General features: G+C 60.5%; 18 protein-coding genes and 1 pseudogene. 11 read left to right on the top strand and 8 right to left on the bottom strand.

Annotated elements, in window-relative coordinates; genetic code table 11:
• The first annotated feature begins 200 nt into the window (after window positions 1–200).
• A complete protein-coding gene (locus tag QA640_RS39795; protein WP_283038081.1) occupies window positions 201–521 on the top strand; it encodes a DUF736 domain-containing protein in 321 nt (106 codons plus the stop codon).
• Window positions 522–880: 359 nt separating this feature from the next.
• Here QA640_RS39795 and QA640_RS39790 read toward each other — a convergent pair whose 3' ends face one another.
• The 3 genes from QA640_RS39790 to QA640_RS39780 form a co-directional block, all read right to left on the bottom strand.
• On the bottom strand, window positions 881–1,003 hold the full coding sequence (locus QA640_RS39790; RefSeq protein WP_283038080.1) for a twin-arginine translocation signal domain-containing protein: 123 nt from the start codon (window positions 1,001–1,003) through the stop codon (window positions 881–883).
• A 49-nt stretch (window positions 1,004–1,052) separates the two neighbouring features.
• The gene (locus QA640_RS39785; RefSeq protein WP_283038079.1) at window positions 1,053–2,153 is read right to left on the bottom strand and encodes an NAD(P)-dependent alcohol dehydrogenase; all 1,101 of its coding nucleotides are present in this window, start codon (window positions 2,151–2,153) and stop codon (window positions 1,053–1,055) included.
• 81 nt (window positions 2,154–2,234) lie between these two features.
• Window positions 2,235–3,710 carry a benzaldehyde dehydrogenase gene (locus QA640_RS39780; RefSeq protein ID WP_283038078.1) on the bottom strand — a complete coding sequence of 492 codons (1,476 nt, stop codon included), beginning with the start codon at window positions 3,708–3,710 and terminating at the stop codon, window positions 2,235–2,237.
• Between the two features lie 415 nt (window positions 3,711–4,125).
• On the opposite strand from QA640_RS39780, the gene QA640_RS39775 reads away from it, so the two are divergent.
• On the top strand, window positions 4,126–5,898 hold the full coding sequence (locus QA640_RS39775; RefSeq protein ID WP_283038077.1) for a sigma-54-dependent Fis family transcriptional regulator: 1,773 nt from the start codon (window positions 4,126–4,128) through the stop codon (window positions 5,896–5,898).
• Window positions 5,899–5,953: 55 nt separating this feature from the next.
• Here the strand turns inward: QA640_RS39775 and QA640_RS39770 are convergent.
• Together QA640_RS39770 and QA640_RS39765 are read right to left on the bottom strand one after the other, a co-directional pair.
• Window positions 5,954–6,198: pseudogene (locus tag QA640_RS39770) on the bottom strand (TrbI/VirB10 family protein); the annotation flags it as partial.
• Between the two features lie 76 nt (window positions 6,199–6,274).
• Window positions 6,275–6,556 (bottom strand): helix-turn-helix transcriptional regulator, encoded by a 282-nt coding sequence (locus tag QA640_RS39765; RefSeq protein WP_283038076.1) that lies wholly within the window; start codon window positions 6,554–6,556, stop codon window positions 6,275–6,277.
• A gap of 103 nt (window positions 6,557–6,659) precedes the next feature.
• Between QA640_RS39765 and QA640_RS39760 the strand changes: the two genes are divergently transcribed.
• The 3 genes from QA640_RS39760 to QA640_RS39750 all read left to right on the top strand — a co-directional run bounded on the left by QA640_RS39760 (window position 6,660) and on the right by QA640_RS39750 (window position 7,856).
• Window positions 6,660–6,938 (top strand): DUF2285 domain-containing protein, encoded by a 279-nt coding sequence (locus QA640_RS39760; protein ID WP_283038075.1) that lies wholly within the window; start codon window positions 6,660–6,662, stop codon window positions 6,936–6,938.
• 218 nt (window positions 6,939–7,156) lie between these two features.
• The gene (locus QA640_RS39755) at window positions 7,157–7,288 is read left to right on the top strand and encodes a DUF6499 domain-containing protein (RefSeq protein WP_283043029.1); all 132 of its coding nucleotides are present in this window, start codon (window positions 7,157–7,159) and stop codon (window positions 7,286–7,288) included.
• Window positions 7,289–7,337: 49 nt separating this feature from the next.
• A complete protein-coding gene (locus tag QA640_RS39750) occupies window positions 7,338–7,856 on the top strand; it encodes a DUF2285 domain-containing protein (RefSeq protein WP_283038074.1) in 519 nt (172 codons plus the stop codon).
• 513 nt (window positions 7,857–8,369) lie between these two features.
• Here the strand turns inward: QA640_RS39750 and QA640_RS39745 are convergent.
• Window positions 8,370–9,560, bottom strand: a complete 1,191-nt coding sequence (locus tag QA640_RS39745; protein WP_283038073.1) for a sulfotransferase — start codon at window positions 9,558–9,560, stop codon at window positions 8,370–8,372.
• 1,222 nt (window positions 9,561–10,782) lie between these two features.
• On the opposite strand from QA640_RS39745, the gene QA640_RS39740 reads away from it, so the two are divergent.
• Both QA640_RS39740 and QA640_RS39735 read left to right on the top strand, forming a co-directional pair.
• Complete coding sequence (locus tag QA640_RS39740; protein WP_283038072.1) at window positions 10,783–11,061, top strand: helix-turn-helix domain-containing protein; 279 nt, start codon at window positions 10,783–10,785, stop codon at window positions 11,059–11,061.
• 3 nt (window positions 11,062–11,064) lie between these two features.
• A complete protein-coding gene (locus QA640_RS39735) occupies window positions 11,065–11,967 on the top strand; it encodes a replication initiator protein A (RefSeq protein WP_283038071.1) in 903 nt (300 codons plus the stop codon).
• A 263-nt stretch (window positions 11,968–12,230) separates the two neighbouring features.
• Here the strand turns inward: QA640_RS39735 and QA640_RS39730 are convergent, their stop codons facing one another.
• The gene (locus QA640_RS39730) at window positions 12,231–12,548 is read right to left on the bottom strand and encodes a hypothetical protein (protein WP_283038070.1); all 318 of its coding nucleotides are present in this window, start codon (window positions 12,546–12,548) and stop codon (window positions 12,231–12,233) included.
• On the bottom strand, window positions 12,509–12,811 hold the full coding sequence (locus QA640_RS39725) for a TnsA endonuclease N-terminal domain-containing protein (protein WP_283038069.1): 303 nt from the start codon (window positions 12,809–12,811) through the stop codon (window positions 12,509–12,511). Before QA640_RS39725 ends, QA640_RS39730 begins: the two co-directional genes overlap by 40 nt.
• Window positions 12,812–13,101: 290 nt before the next feature.
• Here QA640_RS39725 and QA640_RS39720 point away from each other — a divergent pair, with 290 nt between their 5' ends.
• From QA640_RS39720 to QA640_RS39705, 4 genes are all read left to right on the top strand, one after another.
• Window positions 13,102–13,566: a DUF2840 domain-containing protein gene (locus QA640_RS39720; RefSeq protein WP_283038068.1), complete on the top strand. Its 465-nt coding sequence runs from the start codon at window positions 13,102–13,104 to the stop codon at window positions 13,564–13,566.
• A complete protein-coding gene (locus QA640_RS39715; protein ID WP_283038067.1) occupies window positions 13,566–14,072 on the top strand; it encodes a S26 family signal peptidase in 507 nt (168 codons plus the stop codon). Before QA640_RS39720 ends, QA640_RS39715 begins: the two co-directional genes overlap by 1 nt.
• 188 nt (window positions 14,073–14,260) lie before the next feature.
• Complete coding sequence (locus tag QA640_RS39710) at window positions 14,261–14,983, top strand: lytic transglycosylase domain-containing protein (protein ID WP_283038066.1); 723 nt, start codon at window positions 14,261–14,263, stop codon at window positions 14,981–14,983.
• Between the two features lie 234 nt (window positions 14,984–15,217).
• On the top strand, window positions 15,218–16,969 hold the full coding sequence (locus QA640_RS39705) for a DUF3363 domain-containing protein (protein ID WP_283038065.1): 1,752 nt from the start codon (window positions 15,218–15,220) through the stop codon (window positions 16,967–16,969).
• Window positions 16,970–16,992: the final 23 nt, after the last annotated feature.

Below are 16,992 nucleotides of genomic sequence, written 5' to 3'. Positions count from 1 at the left end.
CAACGCCGCCGGTTGAGACTTTCTTCCCCTGGGCTAACGCCCATTCCTCGCGAGACAAGAAAGTCTCCCCGTCGGCGTCCTCCGCTTAACGCTCCGGCCCGCGAGAAAAAGCGGGTGCGTCGCCGATCGTCTTCGGCCCTCAGATCGCCATCGAGGCCGCGGTGGTCGCGGGGCTCGAAACAACCTCAAGGAGAAGTGACATGGCTAGCATCGGTACGTTCAAAAAGGTCGGAAACGATTTCCAGGGTGAGATCGTCACGCTGAGTCTGCAGGCCAGGGGCGTCCGCATCGTCCCCGAGGCCAACCGCTCAAACGAGAACGCTCCCAGCCACCGCGTCTATGTGGGCCGGGCGGAAATCGGGGCAGCCTGGTCCAAGCGGTCCGAGGAAGGTCGCGACTACCTCTCGCTCAAGCTCGATGACCCTTCGTTCAACGCGCCCATCTACGCGAACCTGTTCGACGATGAAGCCGGCGAAGGCTATACGCTCCTCTGGTCACGGCCGCGCAAGACCGGCGAGTAACCCTCGCTCCGCCAGCGCCCCGCCCGATCTCATCGGGCGGGGCGTTCTTTCGCGCCGGCAGAAAGGCGTCGTCAAGACGGACGGATCAATCACAATGGACTGGATCCTCTTAATTTCGCTTTGCTGTTTTGGGAGACGCTTTGCAAGATTCCTTTCGGGTGTCCTTGCGACCTCGAACAGGGTGACCACAGTGTGAATTGCTGATCGAAAAATGACCCCCATCGGCGTCTTCGGGACCCCATCAAGTCATTAATTGCACTGAATCTGATTAGTCGGCCCCCACGCAGATTACGGTCGAGACCCCACGCCGAAACACGCGATCCGGCTGCGGCGATGGCCGATCCGACCGTACGGCGCGCCTATCTCGGCGTGATCCGAATGACATCGTCAGCGGCTGCGAATGCACTCCGGTTGAGGCCGCTGAGGCTCAGGCCCACTGCACCGGCGGCCGTGCTCTTCAGGAATTGACGTCGTGTGGTCATGGTTTCCTCCTCATATTGTTTGCTTTATTGATGTTCGTTCGCATCTGTCTCAGGTCATTCGCACGATCGGTTTGATGACCTCGCCGGTTTCCGAGGCGTGGATGGCCTTGTTGATCTCGTCGAGCGAGTAGAACTTCACGAGCTTATCGAAGGGGAAGCGCCCCTGCCGGTAGAGATCGATCAGCATCGGAATGAAAATGTCCGGATTGGACTCGCCTTCGACGATGCCGATCAGGCGACGGCCGCCGCTCATGAAGTGGGTTTCGTTCAGGACGATTTCGGCATCGGGTCCCGAAGCCCCCAGGATGCCGCAGGCGCCGCGCGGGCCGAGGCTTTCCACCGCGCTGCGGATTACGGCGGGAAGGCCGGTCGTGTCGAGCACGAAATTCAGCCCGCTGCCGGTGATCCGCATGATTTCTTCGACCGGATTGACCTTGGTCGGATCGATCGTGTGCGTCGCGCCAAGCGCGTTGGCGACGCTCAGCCGCGAAGGCTTGGTGTCGACCGCGATGATCGTGGTCGCGCCGATGACGACCGCGGCCATCAGGGCCGACAGGCCGACCGAGCCCGCGCCGAACACGGCAAAGGATTTTGCGGGCAAAACGCGCAAGGCGTTCAGGACCGCGCCGGCGCCCGTCTGCACGCCGCAGGCCAGCGGTCCCAACAGCTCGAGCGGCGCATCGCTCGGCACCTTCACGACATTGGCTTCATGGCAGAGCGCGTGGGTTGCGAAGGAGGACTGGCCGAAGAAGTTGCCGTTGATGCGCTCACCGTCCTTGGAAAGGCCGCTGCTGCCGTCGACGCGCGTCGCGAAGAAATTGCGCGGGAAGAATTCGTGGCAATAGGTGGTTGCGTGATCGCGGCAGCTCGGACAGGCGCCGCAGGAATTGAACGTCATCACCACGTGATCGCCCGGCTTCACCTTGGTGATGGCCGCGCCGACAGCTTCCACGAGGCCAGCGCCTTCATGGCCGAGCACGACGGGCAGCGGCGTCGGCAGCATGCCGTCGCGCACGACGAGATCGGTATGGCAGACGCCGGTCGCGGCCACCTTGACCAGGATTTCGTTAGCGCGTGGATTTTCAAGGTCGACGCTTTCGAGGCTGAGCGGCGCGCCCCTTTCGCGGGCGATGGCGGCACGGATTTTCATTTGTGGGATCTCCGGACAGGGAATGAGGGGATTGGGAGCGTGGGCATCCGGCGCAGTGCGCGCCGGACGCCATGCGGAAGATCAGAACGGGTAGGGCGTTGCCTGCGGCTTCTCGGAGGTCCAGACCCACTGTGTAAACTCCTCCCAGATGGCGGGGCCGCTGACGCGGCTGCCATTGCCGGAGCGGCCGCGGCCGCCGAAGGGCGCGAACGGACCGCCGTTCACCGTCTGGTCGTTGATGTGGAGCTGGCCCACGTTCAAGCGCTCGCCGACCGCACGGGCCCGCGCGATCGAGCCAGAGATGACGCCGGCGGCAAGCCCGTAGTCGGAGCGATTGGCGAGCGCGACCGCTTCATCGTCGGTCTCGAAGCTGACGAGGCAGGCGACCGGGCCGAAGATCTCCTCCTCGAAGGCAAGCATTCCGGGCTTCACGTCGGCCAGCACCGTCGCCTGATAATAGCGGCCGTCATGCACGCCGCCGGCGAGCAGCCGCGCGCCCTTGGCCACCGCATCGTCGACAATGGACTGGATCTTCGCGACCTGTGCGTCGCTGATGATCGGTCCGAGCGCAACACGCTCGGACGAGGGATCGCCGGCCGGCAGATGCCGCGCCTTCTCTGCGATGCGACTTGCCAGCCCTTCGGCGATGTTCTTCTGCACCAGCACGAGACCGGTCGACATGCAGATCTGCCCCTGGTGTAGGAATGCCCCCCAGGCAGCGTTGGACGCCGCGATATCGAGATCGGAATCGTTGAGCACAATCAACGAATTCTTGCCGCCGAGCTCGAGCTGAACTTTTTTCAGGTTGCGGCCGGCGACCTCGCCGACCTTGCTGCCTCCTGCGGCCGAGCCGGTGAACGAGATCATCGCGATGTTGGGATCGGCGCACATGGCTTCGCCCGCGTCCGCGCCGCCGGGCACGACCTGCAGCACGCCGCGCGGCAGGCCGGCTTCCTCGAAGATGCGCGCGATGATGATGCCGCCGGACACAGCCGTGCGCGGATCGGGCTTGTGGACGACCGCATTGCCGACCGCGAGCGCAGCCGCGATGGCTCGGATCGAGAGCACCAGCGGGAAATTGAATGGCGAGATCACACCGACGACACCGTGCGGTACGCGTTTGGCTGTGTTCGAGCGGCCTGGCTCCATCGACGGCAGCAGGATTCCGTTCGGCTCGAGCGCAACGGCGGCGGCATGACGCACGAAGCCGGCTCCGTGCTCGATCTCGATTGCCGCCTTCGGCCGGATCGACCCGCTCTCGCGTATGATCCAGCCGATCAGCTCCTCGGCATTGCGCTCGAGGAGGTCGGCCGCCTTGTTGAGGATTGCAGCGCGCTCTTGAGGCAGCCTGGCTGCCCAGGCCGGCTGTGCGAGCCGCGCCTCTGATGCGGCCTTCGCGACGTCAGAGGCATTGCCGATGCCGACCGAGCCGAGCACAGCGCGTGTCGCGGGATCGCTGACATCGGCCACGCCGCCGCCGGTCGCCGACCATTCGCCAAGAAATGCCTTGCCCTGCCATCGCTCGATGGCGATGAAATTGTGAGCCTGCGTGTTCATCAAAGATCCTCCAGTGTCCCCCGCCAGCGCGGGCTGTTGTTGCAGATCCGCACGGCGCGATGCCTGCGGCATGGGGGAGGGAAACAGTCGCAAGAGCGCACGCCGGCGATGTGTAAGATCGTCGTGACCCGGACGCAGATGAGCTCCATCCGTCGTGCTCGGGACTGCGGGCCAGCCCTCTTGTTTTCGTTTTCCTCCCTTAATCCGGGGGAATAGCAAGGCCGGTGCCACGCGGGTTCTGATCACCGGCAAAGGCTCTGGATGTGATAAATTATCAAATCATTTCAAATAGATGAGGTTGCTGCCGAACCGGCGAGGGCGCATGGGGGCCCGCGCCCTCGCTCAAATCTCTCTTTATGAAATCGTGAAATCCCTCTAAGCTTGATTTCATGATTTAGTGAAATCGAAGGCCGGCATGCCCGACAAGGAGTCCCTGATTTCGCTCGCCGAGGCGTCGCGCCGTTCGGCGCAAATCCTCAGTCGCGGCGCGAGCAGCGAGCTTCATACCGGCGCTCCGCCGACCTTCGACGACCTCGCGGAGTCCCTGCATTTCGCGCTCGGCGATGGTCGCATCTGGCTCAACGACCAGCGCATGGTGTTAATGCAATCGCAGGTGCTGGGACGTCTGCGCGCCGAGATCATCGACGCCTTCGGCATGGAGACTGCCAAGGCGATCTTCATGCGCGTCGGCTACATGCAGGGCGCCCGCGACGCCGCGCTGATCCAGAAGCGCTTTCCGCATGAAGACCTGACGCACGCGCTGGCCGCCGGACCGCGGGTGCACACGCTGGAAGGCTTCGTCAAGGTCACGACGCGGCACTTCGAGTTCGACCGCGACAAGGGCACCTATTTCGGCGAGTTCTACTGGGACGATTCATCGGAAGCTGCCGAGCATGTTGCGAGCTACGGGCTTGCCACCGAGCCGGTGTGCTGGCTCCAAGTCGGTTATCCCTCCGGTTACACCACAAAGCTGTTCGGCAGGCCCGTTATCTTTCGCGAGGTCGAATGCGCCGGCATGGGCGCGCCGCGCTGCGTGATCATCGGTCAGCACGCCGACGCCTGGAGCGACGCGCCGGAGCGGCAATATTTTGGTCTGGAGTGGAAGAGTCGCCCGCTTCACTCCGCGACGAAGGTCCCCCTTGCCGAACAAGCGGCGCTTGCGGAAGTCGATGCCAAGAGCGATGTCGCTGTTGGCGTGTCCGCGGCCTTCGTTCGCACGCGGCGCCAGCTCGAGCGGGTCGCCGCCACCGATGCGACCGTGCTATTCGTCGGCGAGTCCGGCGTTGGCAAGGAGCTGTTCTCCAGTCAGTTGCACGCAATGAGCCGGCGCAGTGCCGGTCCCTTCGTCGCCATCAACTGCGCCGCGATCCCCGAGCAGCTCGTCGAATCCGAATTGTTCGGCGTCGAGAAAGGAGCGTTCACCGGCGCCATCGCTTCACGCGCGGGCTATTTCGAGCGTGCCTCGGGCGGCACGCTGTTCCTGGACGAGATCGCTTCGCTGACTTATTCGGCGCAGGGCAAAGTGTTGCGCGCGCTGCAGGAACGCAAGATCGAGCGCGTCGGCGGCATCAAGACCATCTCTCTCGATGTGCGAGTGGTCGCGGCGTCCAATGTCGATCTCAGGGCAGAAGTCGCGGCCGGCCGCTTCCGGCAGGATCTCTATTTCCGCCTCTGCGTGTTTCCGATCGCAATCCCGCCGCTGCGCGACCGGCGCGACGACATTCCGCTCCTGATGGCGCATTTCCTCAGCGTCTACTGCGCGCGGCATAGCCGGCGTCTCAACGGCTTCAGCCGGCGCGCAACCGATGCGCTGCTCAAGTACAATTATCCCGGCAACATCCGCGAATTGCAGAACCTGATCGAGCGCGGCGTGGTCTATGCCGACGATCGGGGTGTGATCGACCTCGGCCATCTCTTCAGCGGCTCCGAGCTGCTGCCACCGTTCTCGATCAAGCTCACGAGCGAGGGACGGCTCGGACGGATGCCGCTCCACGCAGACGGCGCCCAGCCTGAGGCGCCTGCTGCGCCATCAGCCGATCCTGGCGCGTCCTTTGCGGATGTTGAACGTGCCACCTATGAGGCGGCTCTGGCGCGGGCCGGCGGCAACGTCTCGGCTGCCGCACGCGCGCTCAGGATTAGCCGAGCGCAACTCGACTATCGGCTTCGGCGGCTCGGTCTGAACCGATAGGTTCGCGGCGAGGGAAGTAATCTGGAAGAACGCCGGCTTGATGAGCGACATTGGTCGTCTGTTCGGCGACGCGGCCGAACGACTCACCAAAACTGTTGCGCGCGGCATTCGTCGGCGTTTGCTGATACCCGTAAGGTGAACTTGCGGGCATCGATATATTGATGCCAGCGTCGATCGCGGCAATCAGGATCGCCGAGCCAACACCTGGACACAATGATTGTCGACTTCATCATGAAAGCCGCCATAGCCTTCGGCATCGGTGCCGGCAATGCCTCCGATCTGCAAGGTCGAGCCATTCGGGATGCGACACTCCCGCAGCCATTCAAAGTTTCGGCCAAATTGCTATGTTTTCCGCGCGAATTTATGCGAGCAGTGCCTACTTCTTTTTGTGACGTGAACGTGTCGGCTTGCGGCCTTTGCGCAATGTCTTTTGAGATGTCGCTCCTTTGGGTGGTTGAACAAAGAACTCAGATAAATGAACACCTAACGTTTGAGCGATCCGATCGAGAAGATCAATTGTGGGGTTCTCCTTTTGCCGCTCAACGCCGCTCATGTATGAGCGGTCAATCCCCGAATCGTAAGCCAATTGCTCCTGCGGAATACCGAGACCCACACGGATCCTTCGCACATTCCAGGCTACAAGCGCACGAGCTTTCATGCGCTGAAGCAGCCATTTGGTGGACCATCAAACCACTGGCTATAGCCAACCTATTGCAGTAAGTTCGTCAGATAAAGTCAACGCACTCGCCGTATGAGCTCACATGAAAAAATTGGCGTTAGATCCAGAGATCGCAGACGTCGTGCCGAATGAGTCGGTGCTGACGACCTACGACGAGCAGCATCTGGTGACGTATTGGCGTCTCCTCGATGCTGAGACGGATGGCGCCGACTGGAAAGAAGTCGTGCGGGTCGTGTTGCATCTTGATCCTGAATGCGAGCCCGTACGCGCTCGCAATGCATACGACAGCCATTTGGCTCGCGCAAAATGGATGGCTGTCCACGGCTACGGCCACTTGCTTCGCATTGGCGATCCCAAATAGTAAAAATCTATCGCCGGGGTTGCGCCGGAGAGAATAATTTCTCTCGTTGATGGCGTGATCGATTACGTGCATCACGTGTGATGCACAATTCGGGGCTTCCGCAGCAACCCAGGGCTTTATAGACACTGCGCCGCAATTTTGCTTTGGCGGGAGATCACACAGTGTCTAAATTCGATTGGCGCTCACCTCAGTCGTATCAGAGCGTCACCGCCGGCGAGATGTCGGATTTCGCTTGGGAAAGCCTCCGTCGCAATCCTGAATATCAAGCTGACTACCGAGACACGCTCTCGAAACACGGGCAAGTGACTCCTGAGTTTCGGAGGAGATGGGGCCTCTGCTTTCGCCCATGATCCGCACAGGTCTTTTCAGGAGCAGACCGTCTTCTGGGCGCCGGAGGCTATGCCTTCAGTGCTACCGATCGTTGAAAGCGCGTCCGGTTCGGACGGCTTTGCCGCTGAGCTTGAGCTTGCCGATCTTGCATCGGACAGCATCAGACAGGCAGATGATGGTTGGCATGCTGTATTGCGCATTGACGGAACCCAGCATCACCTGTGGCTGAAGCAGGCGCCGCGGTTCGGTGCCGCTTATGCCATCGAACTGCCCTTGGAGGACGCGGACTTCGAGATTCGCGCGCACGCCTCATGTCGATTGTGGCGTGCAATCAAGGGGCGTCCGCCAGGACCTCCGCTTCGCCAAATATCGGCACAACAGCGTGAGCGATTGGCCTTGAGCCTGCGCGCCCTTGATGGGCACATGGACGGCGCCTCCTATCGTGCCATCGCCGAGGTACTGTTTGGCCAACGACGCAACTCTGAGCGAGCCTGGAAAACCCACGAGCTACGAAGCCGAATTATCCGCCTGGTTCAGGCCGGTTTGGCACTGATGCGCGACGGCTACCGCGCATTGCTCCGTCCTTGATCTCGCAAGGAACAGAAAAGGGTGTTGAAGATCGCTCGCCCGCCTTTGAAAGTAATCCATCGCGCCGTCGCGACCGGACTATGACATAAGTCTTGGGGGAGCCCTGCAGAGACGTCGACTGCCTATCGCCACACCGGGTTCCTCTAGCTCGAGCATGCGAACGTCTACTCTGACGCCGGTGGCCAGTTTGGCGTTGTGTAAGGCAGCCAAGGCCAAGACTTCCGATGCTCGATGGCGCTGCCGCCTTTCCCCGACTTTCGCGAGTTCAAGTATGGAAGGACGGCTTGTGCATGGCGCGGGCGCCCGGAGAACACCAAATTTCGACGAGAGCAAGTTAGCAATTGTTCTAATCTTTGCTGGATATCTCGGCCATTTATGCGTCAAATGCCGCAATTTGTCGTTCTCCGCTTTCATGTTGTTTGCGCGTGAGGGCTGAAGCAGCGCCTCGAGTTGCTTCTGACATCAAAAGGTCTCCCCAAACGCGCTAACTTGCCTCTCGACTGCATCACGCCGTCACGGATGGCCTCCTGGCAGAGCGGCCCTCGAAGCGGTGAGCGCTTCAGTCAACTCCGCGGCAATTGAATTTGCGACCCGCAAATTCTCCTCCCTCTTGGATTCGGCCAGACGTTGCGCTTGCAGAAGTATCGAGGGGCCGAAAGCCAAAGGGAAGTTCTCTCCAGCTTGCCCGCCAATACTGTTTAGCTCGGCGCCGCTAGCTGCAGTGTCAAATAATCCTCTCTTGCTCTTGAGGAAATCCCAGCAGCTTCGAAACAACTGGCGATAGCTTTCGGTGACTTCCCGGCCCTTATTTACAACGCCAGCTTGTTCTGCGAACCGAAGATCCTGCTCATAGCCGAGCTCGATCAAAAGCTGGACACCAACCAGATCCGTCACCACCTGCATCTCCTCGATGCTCAATTCGGTTTGCCAAGCCTGGACTGAGCGATCGTCGATGGCTTTTTTCTCTAGAATCTTTCGATCTCCGAAAGTGCTGGACCTGAGATAGTCCGTTTGCTCCAACGGTGCCGATGACATCTCGGCCGGAGCGTAACCAAGGCCGGCCAGCACGCGCCGGAGTTCCTCGCTAGGATGCGCCACAAGAACTTCATAGTGCACCACTTGCGTCCGAGACCGACTGCCGTACGCCGCGAGCGCAGGCAGACCCAGGACGAGGTCGGCAAGAGAAGACGCGATCGCGGGCGTAGGCCGATCCAGCACGATATCGGCGAGACAGGCTGCGACCGCGGACGGGGAACTTGCCGACAGAAGCGGGACGCCCCACGTCGATTTCAGTGAGGCGGCAATGGCATAGGGATTGCGCATCAGAACAATTCGCGGCGCCTCCGGATAGAGGGAATCCAAAAAATCGAGCACCATCCAATAGCGCGGAGTCTTGTCTATCAGCGTGCGTTTGCCGGCGGCTGCCAAATACTGACCATAAGCTGCATCGGAAAAAGCACGAGTGACGCTCGTTCGATCTATTCGCTCTAAGAATTGCGAGGTTGCGGCCTGAACTAGCGACGCCCCGGCCGGATGACAGTGGTCGACCCGACCAAACGCCTCAAGTGCCAACATCAGCCAGGGCTCAGGCGGAGCCGCAATTGCCGGGTGCCGCTGAAGCAAATGCGCCAGCAGTGTCGTCCCCGAGCGGGGAAGACCCAGAAGGAAGCATACTGCAGGCGAATGGTTTATGTCCTGGCTCATTATTCCACATTTCTATCTTGGACAGACAAGCGGCCGTTCTGAACCCTTCATCCGATCGAACGACGCAGCACCAGCAATGCACTCGAGATGCGTTTCAACTGTGTCCATCTATCCAGGAGGGTGAGTTTCATCCGGCGACAAAGTCAGAATGAAATAGATGGGATCAAGCTTTGATTCTTCTGCTCCGTGAGCCCTGAATTCGGTGCAGCCCAAGGGCGCACGCCCCATAAGGCGATACGTGAGATCGTTCAGTGTTGCAAAGGGCAGATTTGCATGGCGTGTGGCATCCGTTTGTGCCCCGTTGTGAAGATAGCCTGTGCATGTTCCGAAACTCAGCTGCCACGAACTCCATCCATTTGCCAGGACCGCACTACTGGAGCGGCAATCGGCAGCGATCACGTCCTCGCGGAGCCCAAGCAGCCAACCGGTCGCCAAGCTGCAAGCAGCTGAGCATTATCGAGACGGAGAGGTGAGGCAAACCTATACTTGTGTTTATTGGAAATAGCCGCGACCAAGAGGAATGAGCCGGATGGCACGATCAGGGGCACGTTGTCCTGCGAAGAAGGCAATTACAATGGGCTTGCGCCTCGGCTGACCCTCGCTGAAGATCAAAGATGACAGCCCGTCCCGATAAACCTTAAGTACTCCAAGCCGAGATTGTTTATCCCTCATTCCTAGAATCAGGGAAAATCAATAGTTTTGATGTGCCCGCATTCATCGAGTGGATAGATGTCAACTCGGCTCGACGTCGTCTGTCTCTGAACCAGCACGGCAATTCCGTGCCACTATTTGGTCAAACTGCCGCTCGTTGCAGATTTCGAGATCGGCGCAGGCGCCTCTTACCGTCTGTGGCGCGCATTCATGGCCGTCGACCAAAAGCTATCTTTCATTTCCCTACGTCGCGAAGGATTGACGTTGGTGGCGCGCCTTCGATGGTCAGATCGACGAGTTGCGCGTCACTCCAACTGTGAATCGGGCCGGGAAAATTGCAGCGCCCTCGAAACCCACGAAAGGCGTAGGACTATCGCTTTGCGCTATCTTTCCGGCTGATGTGTGGGGCCGACCAATGGTGCTCTGCTGTCATATCGGAAGGAATCGAGCAGGGGTGCCGAAAAAGACACCTGTAACTTCGGCATCCCCCTAAGTGCTTCTACTCCGCCATGATGCTCGTCGGCGCGCAATCAAACTCGCTCGCCCTCCAGACGAGCACGGAGCTTCTCGAATGTCCGATCCCACCGCCGGCCTGCCACCGCGATATTTGCGTACCCCCGAAGCGGCGCGATTTCTCGGCCTGTCCGGCCGAACTCTGGAAAAGCATCGCACCTATGGCACGGGGCCGATCTATCGCAAGCTCGGCGGTCGCGTTGTTTATGCGGTCGAAGACCTAAAAGCGTGGGTCGATCGCGGGGCCAAGAAATCGACCAGCGATCCAGGCATAGGTACGGTACTGCCCGCAAAGCGCCAAACACCAATTCCGTATGCGGGCAAGGAGCGGCGCTGACCCATGTCGGACAGCAAATCCTCCGCCCATGGGCGACGTCATTCGGAGCGCGGTCAACTCGATCTGTTTCGCTCATTGCGTCGCGATCTGGCCCCGCGCGACGCGCAAGACTTGATGGCCTATCCGTTCTTCTCGCTGGCAAAATCGAAACGCGTTGTGCCGATCGACTTCCGCGCTGGGACAATCACGATTCGTGTGGAAGCTGTGCCGGAACATGGAATGGCGACGATTTGGGATGCGGACGTCTTGATCTGGGCCGCTTCACAGATCGTTGAGGCTCGCGATGCCGGCCTGAAAACGTCCAGGTTGATGGCGGCCACCCCCTACGAGATCCTGACCTTTGCGGGCCGCGGCACCAGCGTGCGCGATTATGAGCGCCTCAAGGCTGCACTCGACCGCTTACAATCAACAACGGTCCTGACCTCGATTCGCCAGCCGCCCGAGCGCCGGCGGCATCGCTTCTCCTGGATTAATGAATGGCGCGAGACGGCCGACTTGCACGGCCGCGCCTGCGGAATCGAGCTGATCTTGCCGGATTGGTTCTACACGGCAGTTCTGGATGAAGCGTTGGTGTTGACGATCGACCGCGCGTATTTCGATCTGACGGGCGGATTTGAGCGCTGGCTCTATCGCCTCGTGCGCAAACATGGCGGCCGTCAAGCGGGCGGTTGGAGCTTTGATTTCGTCCACCTTCATGCCAAGTCGGGCAGCCTATCCCCGCTCAAACACTTTGCCTACGACCTGCGCCAGATCGTCCATCGTCAGACTCTGCCCGGATATCGGCTTGTCATCACGCGTGACAATGACGGTGTGGAGCGATTGAGCTTCGCGCCACTTCAGGCCCGTCCCAATGCTGAACGGCTGCAAAGGCGCGGGCGCATCTCTCAGTCGGGGGAAAACCTGTGAATTGCATCGTGCTATCAGGGACCAGAACTTTCGTGCCATCGGGGACCGGACCTTCGTGCTATTGGGGACGGAAATTACAGCTAACCTTCTGCTGTGCAGTCGCTTTTTGCGCCCGTAACTCTGCTAACCAGGAATCCTTCGGATTCTTGCTAACAATTCAGAGCTATGTGCCTGCAACTAGCGAAATTGTCGGTCTTCCGCAAACCGAAGACTGGGGGCAGTAGATGAATAATCTGCCTCTTAAAGCGGAGACACGTTTCCCCTTAATCGTAGACCGGCACAACGGCGAGTCTCCGTTTGGGCTTCGGCCGACTGCGTGGCCAGGGGCCGTACTGGCGCAGCAGCCGATCGGCGATGTGGGTCGTGATTTCGATGCAGAAGCGTCGAGCAGCTTCGTTGACGACGCGGTACGCCCGCCATCGCGGGCCATCGCGCGGCGCGGCCGCGATACAATTGATCAGCTCCTTCGTCTGAAGTTCTGTCAGATATTCCAATCGCGGGCGCTCGAGCGCCGCGTCGAGTTCGGCTTCCGCGCCGCGCCTCAGCTTGCTGCCTCGAAGGCGGGTCGCAACCGTGACCACTGCGCACGCAGGTCGGCGCGGTACTTGATCTCGACGAGCTCGCTTCCGGGGCTGCTCACCACACGAAAGTCCGGCGTGTACCGGCGTGACCGTCCCTCGCTCTCGAACTCGATGGGCTGCGAAGTGATCGCGGCGCTCGGATCGAGGAAGCGCGTCAGCAACACAAAGTCCCGCTCGAGCGCGCTCTCGTGCTCGACCGTCTCTCCGTCGAGAGGCCGAAAGCGGGTCACGTGCGACCGGCGACTGAGTCGGATGCGTCGCAACCGACACTCCGATTCACTTTGCAACCTGAGTTTACACCCGCGGCTGCCAGGCAGTCGAAGAATTAAGGCAACAGTAGATGCTTAAAGGGAAATCTATCGATGCACAAGAGCCCGAAACGACTCGGCTGCTCCGCTCGCCGAGACTCCACTTTGCGGCAAAACGACACAAGGCTTTCCGAGCGGCGCCTTACGTGGCGTTTCGCCGCTGCCATCCTCGTTGTCGGCCTATTCCGAAGGATAACCGCAGCTACGCGCGGCCTAAAGACGCCTCCAAACAAGGGAGCCGTCGGATGAGCGATCTCACCACAGTTGAACTCTTGTGGCTTAAAGGGCGGATCGAGAATCGCATTCGCTTCGGTCGGCCCGTATCGGAGAAGATCATTGACCGACACCGGCGCGTCCTTTCATTTGCGACCGGAAGCATTTTCGCTTTCGTGCGGTGGACATCCAATGATTTTGGAACCGTTCTGTCCCGCATCGACATTTTACGCGCCGCCTCGTCACGGCAGCGGTACTCAACTATCCCCTGGGTCATTCCCGGCGGAGAGAGCCTGCTGCGATTGTCAGGATGGGCAAAAGTCGAGCGCGCGCTGCAATTGATTGATGCTGTGGAGGCACTTGGGATCAATCCCGCCGATGCTGCGCCGGATTACTGGCATCATGTTCATAACCGTCTTTCTGTCAGCGAAACCCCGCGAACCTACACTCAGGCGCGCCATCAGGCCTGGCTGCGCCGTCGAAAGCGAGAGCTCTGATGAGACAGCTGACAATTGTTTTAGCAATCTGCGGATCGGCAGCTCTCGTGATCTGGTCTGGCGAAGAGGTGACGCCGTCGTACATCTGGAACGCGTCAGAGAGCGTTCCGATCGGTCTTTATCGTCTACAGCCAGCCGGGCGATTGGCTCTCACTGAGCTTGTGGCAGTTCGGCCGCCCGAGCCGCTTGCCAGCTTCCTGGACTTGAATGGATATCTGCCAACTGGTGTGCCCATGCTCAAGCGCGTCCTGGCGTTGCCGGGACAAACCGTTTGCAGAAATGGCCTCACCATCTCCGTCGATAGCATCCCAATGGGACAGGCGCGGGAGCGCGATGCACGTGGCCGGCCGCTGCCGTCATGGCTCGGATGCCGCCTCCTAGCGTCAGATGAAGTCTTTCTCATGAACTGGCAGTCGGCCGATTCGTTCGATGGGCGTTACTTCGGGCCAATTCCAGTATCCGCGGTCATCGGACAAGCCCTGCCGGTGTGGACAGAGGGAGACTGATCTTGCTCCGCCCCCTCCATGGATATGTAGTTTCGCTGGTCGATCGATCACAACGGTCCTGCTCCGTTCCGGCCAGATCTCTGAAAACAATCGTGCGCCGTGCCTGTCGCCGATGGCTTCGCGCTCAGCGGTCGGACCTGCTACCCACAGTGTGCTCGAGCGCAAGCACCGGCGCGTTTATTCATGCAATGGCGATCTGGCTGGCGGCAACTGTGCTGGTTCTTCAATTGCCGTCGAACGCTTTGGCGGAGACGGAAATAGCCGCGTCCGGTGTGCACTCGCTGAGCTCTCCGCAGACCGATTTATACACTGCCTTCTTGACTGAAGCTTCCAGACGTTTTGCGCTCCCGGAGCACTGGATTCGGGCCGTGCTGCAAGTCGAGAGCAGCGGCAATGTGTGCGCCGTTTCCCCCCGGGGGGCGTTGGGCCTCATGCAGATCATGCCACAGACCTGGCTCGAGTTAAGTGCACGCTACGATCTCGGTGCCAATCCCTTTGACCCCCGCGACAACATTCTCGCAGGCACGGCCTACCTACGCGAGATGCTCGAGCGGTTTGGACCTGGTGGATTTCTCGCAGCGTACAACGTTGGTCCAAAGCGCTACGAGGAATATCTCGCATCGGGGCGACCGCTCCCTCAGGAAACAAAAACTTACGTTGCCAGGCTCGTACGCTTGATCGGCATCAAACAGCACGAGCAGGCTACTTTGGCTATCCGACAAACCGTTCGGTGGCGGCAGGCAGCATTATTCTTCGACCGCTCCGACGGCTCGTGGGTTAATGCAAGATCGACATCCGCTCTGGATTTCATGAATAGCCCAAAAGGCTTTCCAAATATGGACGGGCTCGCGCTCGTACGTGGCGTGAGCCAGCTGTTTGTGCAGCGATCAACCGAAGCGGAACTCCGATGATCACAATCGCATTTCGTCGCGCGTTATCGCGAGTTGGAGAGTGCTGGGGAAGGTGCAGGGACTAACCGACCGCGGATGGCAAGGGAAAAGGCCGGCCGTCGGTCCGGCCGTTGTGGTTGGTTGGATTGGACAATTTAGCAGTTGCGCAACTGCTCCTGCCAGCCGTTCTAGAAATTACTCCAACGAAATCAACCGTCACTGCGCCATCTCAACGATACGGAGTCTTTTTGCGCCATGACAATGCGCGACGATGACCTGCGCGTCCGGCCCGGGCGCATTGACCACGGCAACCGCGGTGCGAGGCGGCCGCAAACCTTCGTCGGACAGGTCATGCGTGCCGCTAAGAGGGCCGGACACGTTGGCAACAACTTTCAATCGGGCTCGGACCGCGGCCGCTCGAATTTTGGCCGCGGCCGGCGTGCGGCAATCTCGATCCGCTTGCGCTCGAACGCCCGGCGCGTGGTCACGAAAGCGCGCGTCGTTCGCCATCGGGGAACGCGATTCCGCTCGGCGCCACTGGCCAAGCATGTCGCCTATCTTAAGCGCGAGGGCGTTACACGGGATGGCCGGGATGCCTCGATGTTTGACGCGAGCTCTGATGCAGCCGATGAGCGGGGCTTCGCCGAGCGCTGTGAGGGCGACCGTCACCATTTCCGGTTCATTATCTCGCCTGAGGATGGCGCGGCGCTAGGTGATCTAAAGGCTTTTACGCGCGAGCTTCTGCGCGATGTCGAAAAAGATCTCGCGACCAAGCTCGATTGGATCGCGGTCGATCACTGGAATACGGACAACCCGCATGTCCATCTCCTGATACGTGGCCGTGCCGATGACGGACAAGACCTCGTGATCAGCCGCGAGTACATCAGCCGCGGCTTTCGCGATCGCGCCGCCGACCGCGTTACCCTTGAGCTTGGGCCCCGCAGCGAACAGGAGGTTCGCACCGGCCTTGAACGGGAGGTCGAGGCTGAGCGCTGGACCAGCCTTGACCGAGCGCTGCGCGACATCTGCGATGACTGCGCCGGCGTGGCGGACCTCAGGCCCGGTCGCCAGGGTGAAGATCCAGAGCTACGCCGGCTGCTGCTCGGCAGGGCTGCCAAGCTCGAACGCCTCGGCCTCGCCGAACCTACAGGGTCCGCCTGCTGGAATTTGAAACCAGGGCTCGAGCAGACCCTTCGCCAGCTCGGCACGCGCGGCGACATCATCAAAACCATGCATCGGGCGATGAGTGCCGAGGGCCGGGAGGCGGACATCGCCACTTTCGCCCTGCACGCAGCCGAACCCACAGATCCGGTCCTTGGCCGTCTGGTCCAACGTGGTCTGGACGATGAGTTGAAGGGTACCGCTTATGCGATCGTCGCAGGCGTCGATGGCCGAGCCCATCATCTACGGTTCGACGATCTTGAATTGACCGGCGATGCGCCAGCCGGCGCTATCGTCGAGCTGCGCGGCTACACCGATGGAAACGGACAACGTCGCATATCGCTCGCCGTTCGCTCGGACCTGTCTATTGAGGAGCAGGTGACCGCGAAGGGCGCTACCTGGCTCGACCGCCAACTCCTCGCCAAAAATGCGCCGCTCAGCGGTGGCGGGTTCGGCGCCGAGGTCCGGTCCGCAATGGATGCGCGCCTTGACCACCTCGTTGGCCAAGGCCTTGTTCACCGCAACGGACAGCGCATCGTGTTTGCACGCGACTTGCTCGCGACTTTGCAGCAGCGCGAGCTGCACGCAGCGTCCGCCAAGCTTTCTGCCGTCACAGGACTTGCCTATCGGCCCTCAACTGAGGGCGATAATGTGACCGGAATCTACCGTCAGCGCGTGACGCTTGCCTCGGGGCGTTTCGCCATGATCGACGATGGATTCGGCTTTGAGTTGGTGCCTTGGCGGCCAGCTTTGGAACAGCATCTCGGAAAGGAGCTATCCGGCGTTATGACACGTGGCGGCAGAGTCGAATGGAAGCTCGGCCGCAAGCAAGAGTTGGGGCTATAGGGTGACGTGGCGTGCCCCATCGG

It is taken from the genome of Bradyrhizobium sp. CB82 (assembly GCF_029714405.1).
Classification (GTDB): Bacteria; Pseudomonadota; Alphaproteobacteria; order Rhizobiales; family Xanthobacteraceae; genus Bradyrhizobium.
Note: the sequence above shows the minus strand (reverse complement) of the source record. Positions and strands in the feature narration are given on the sequence as shown.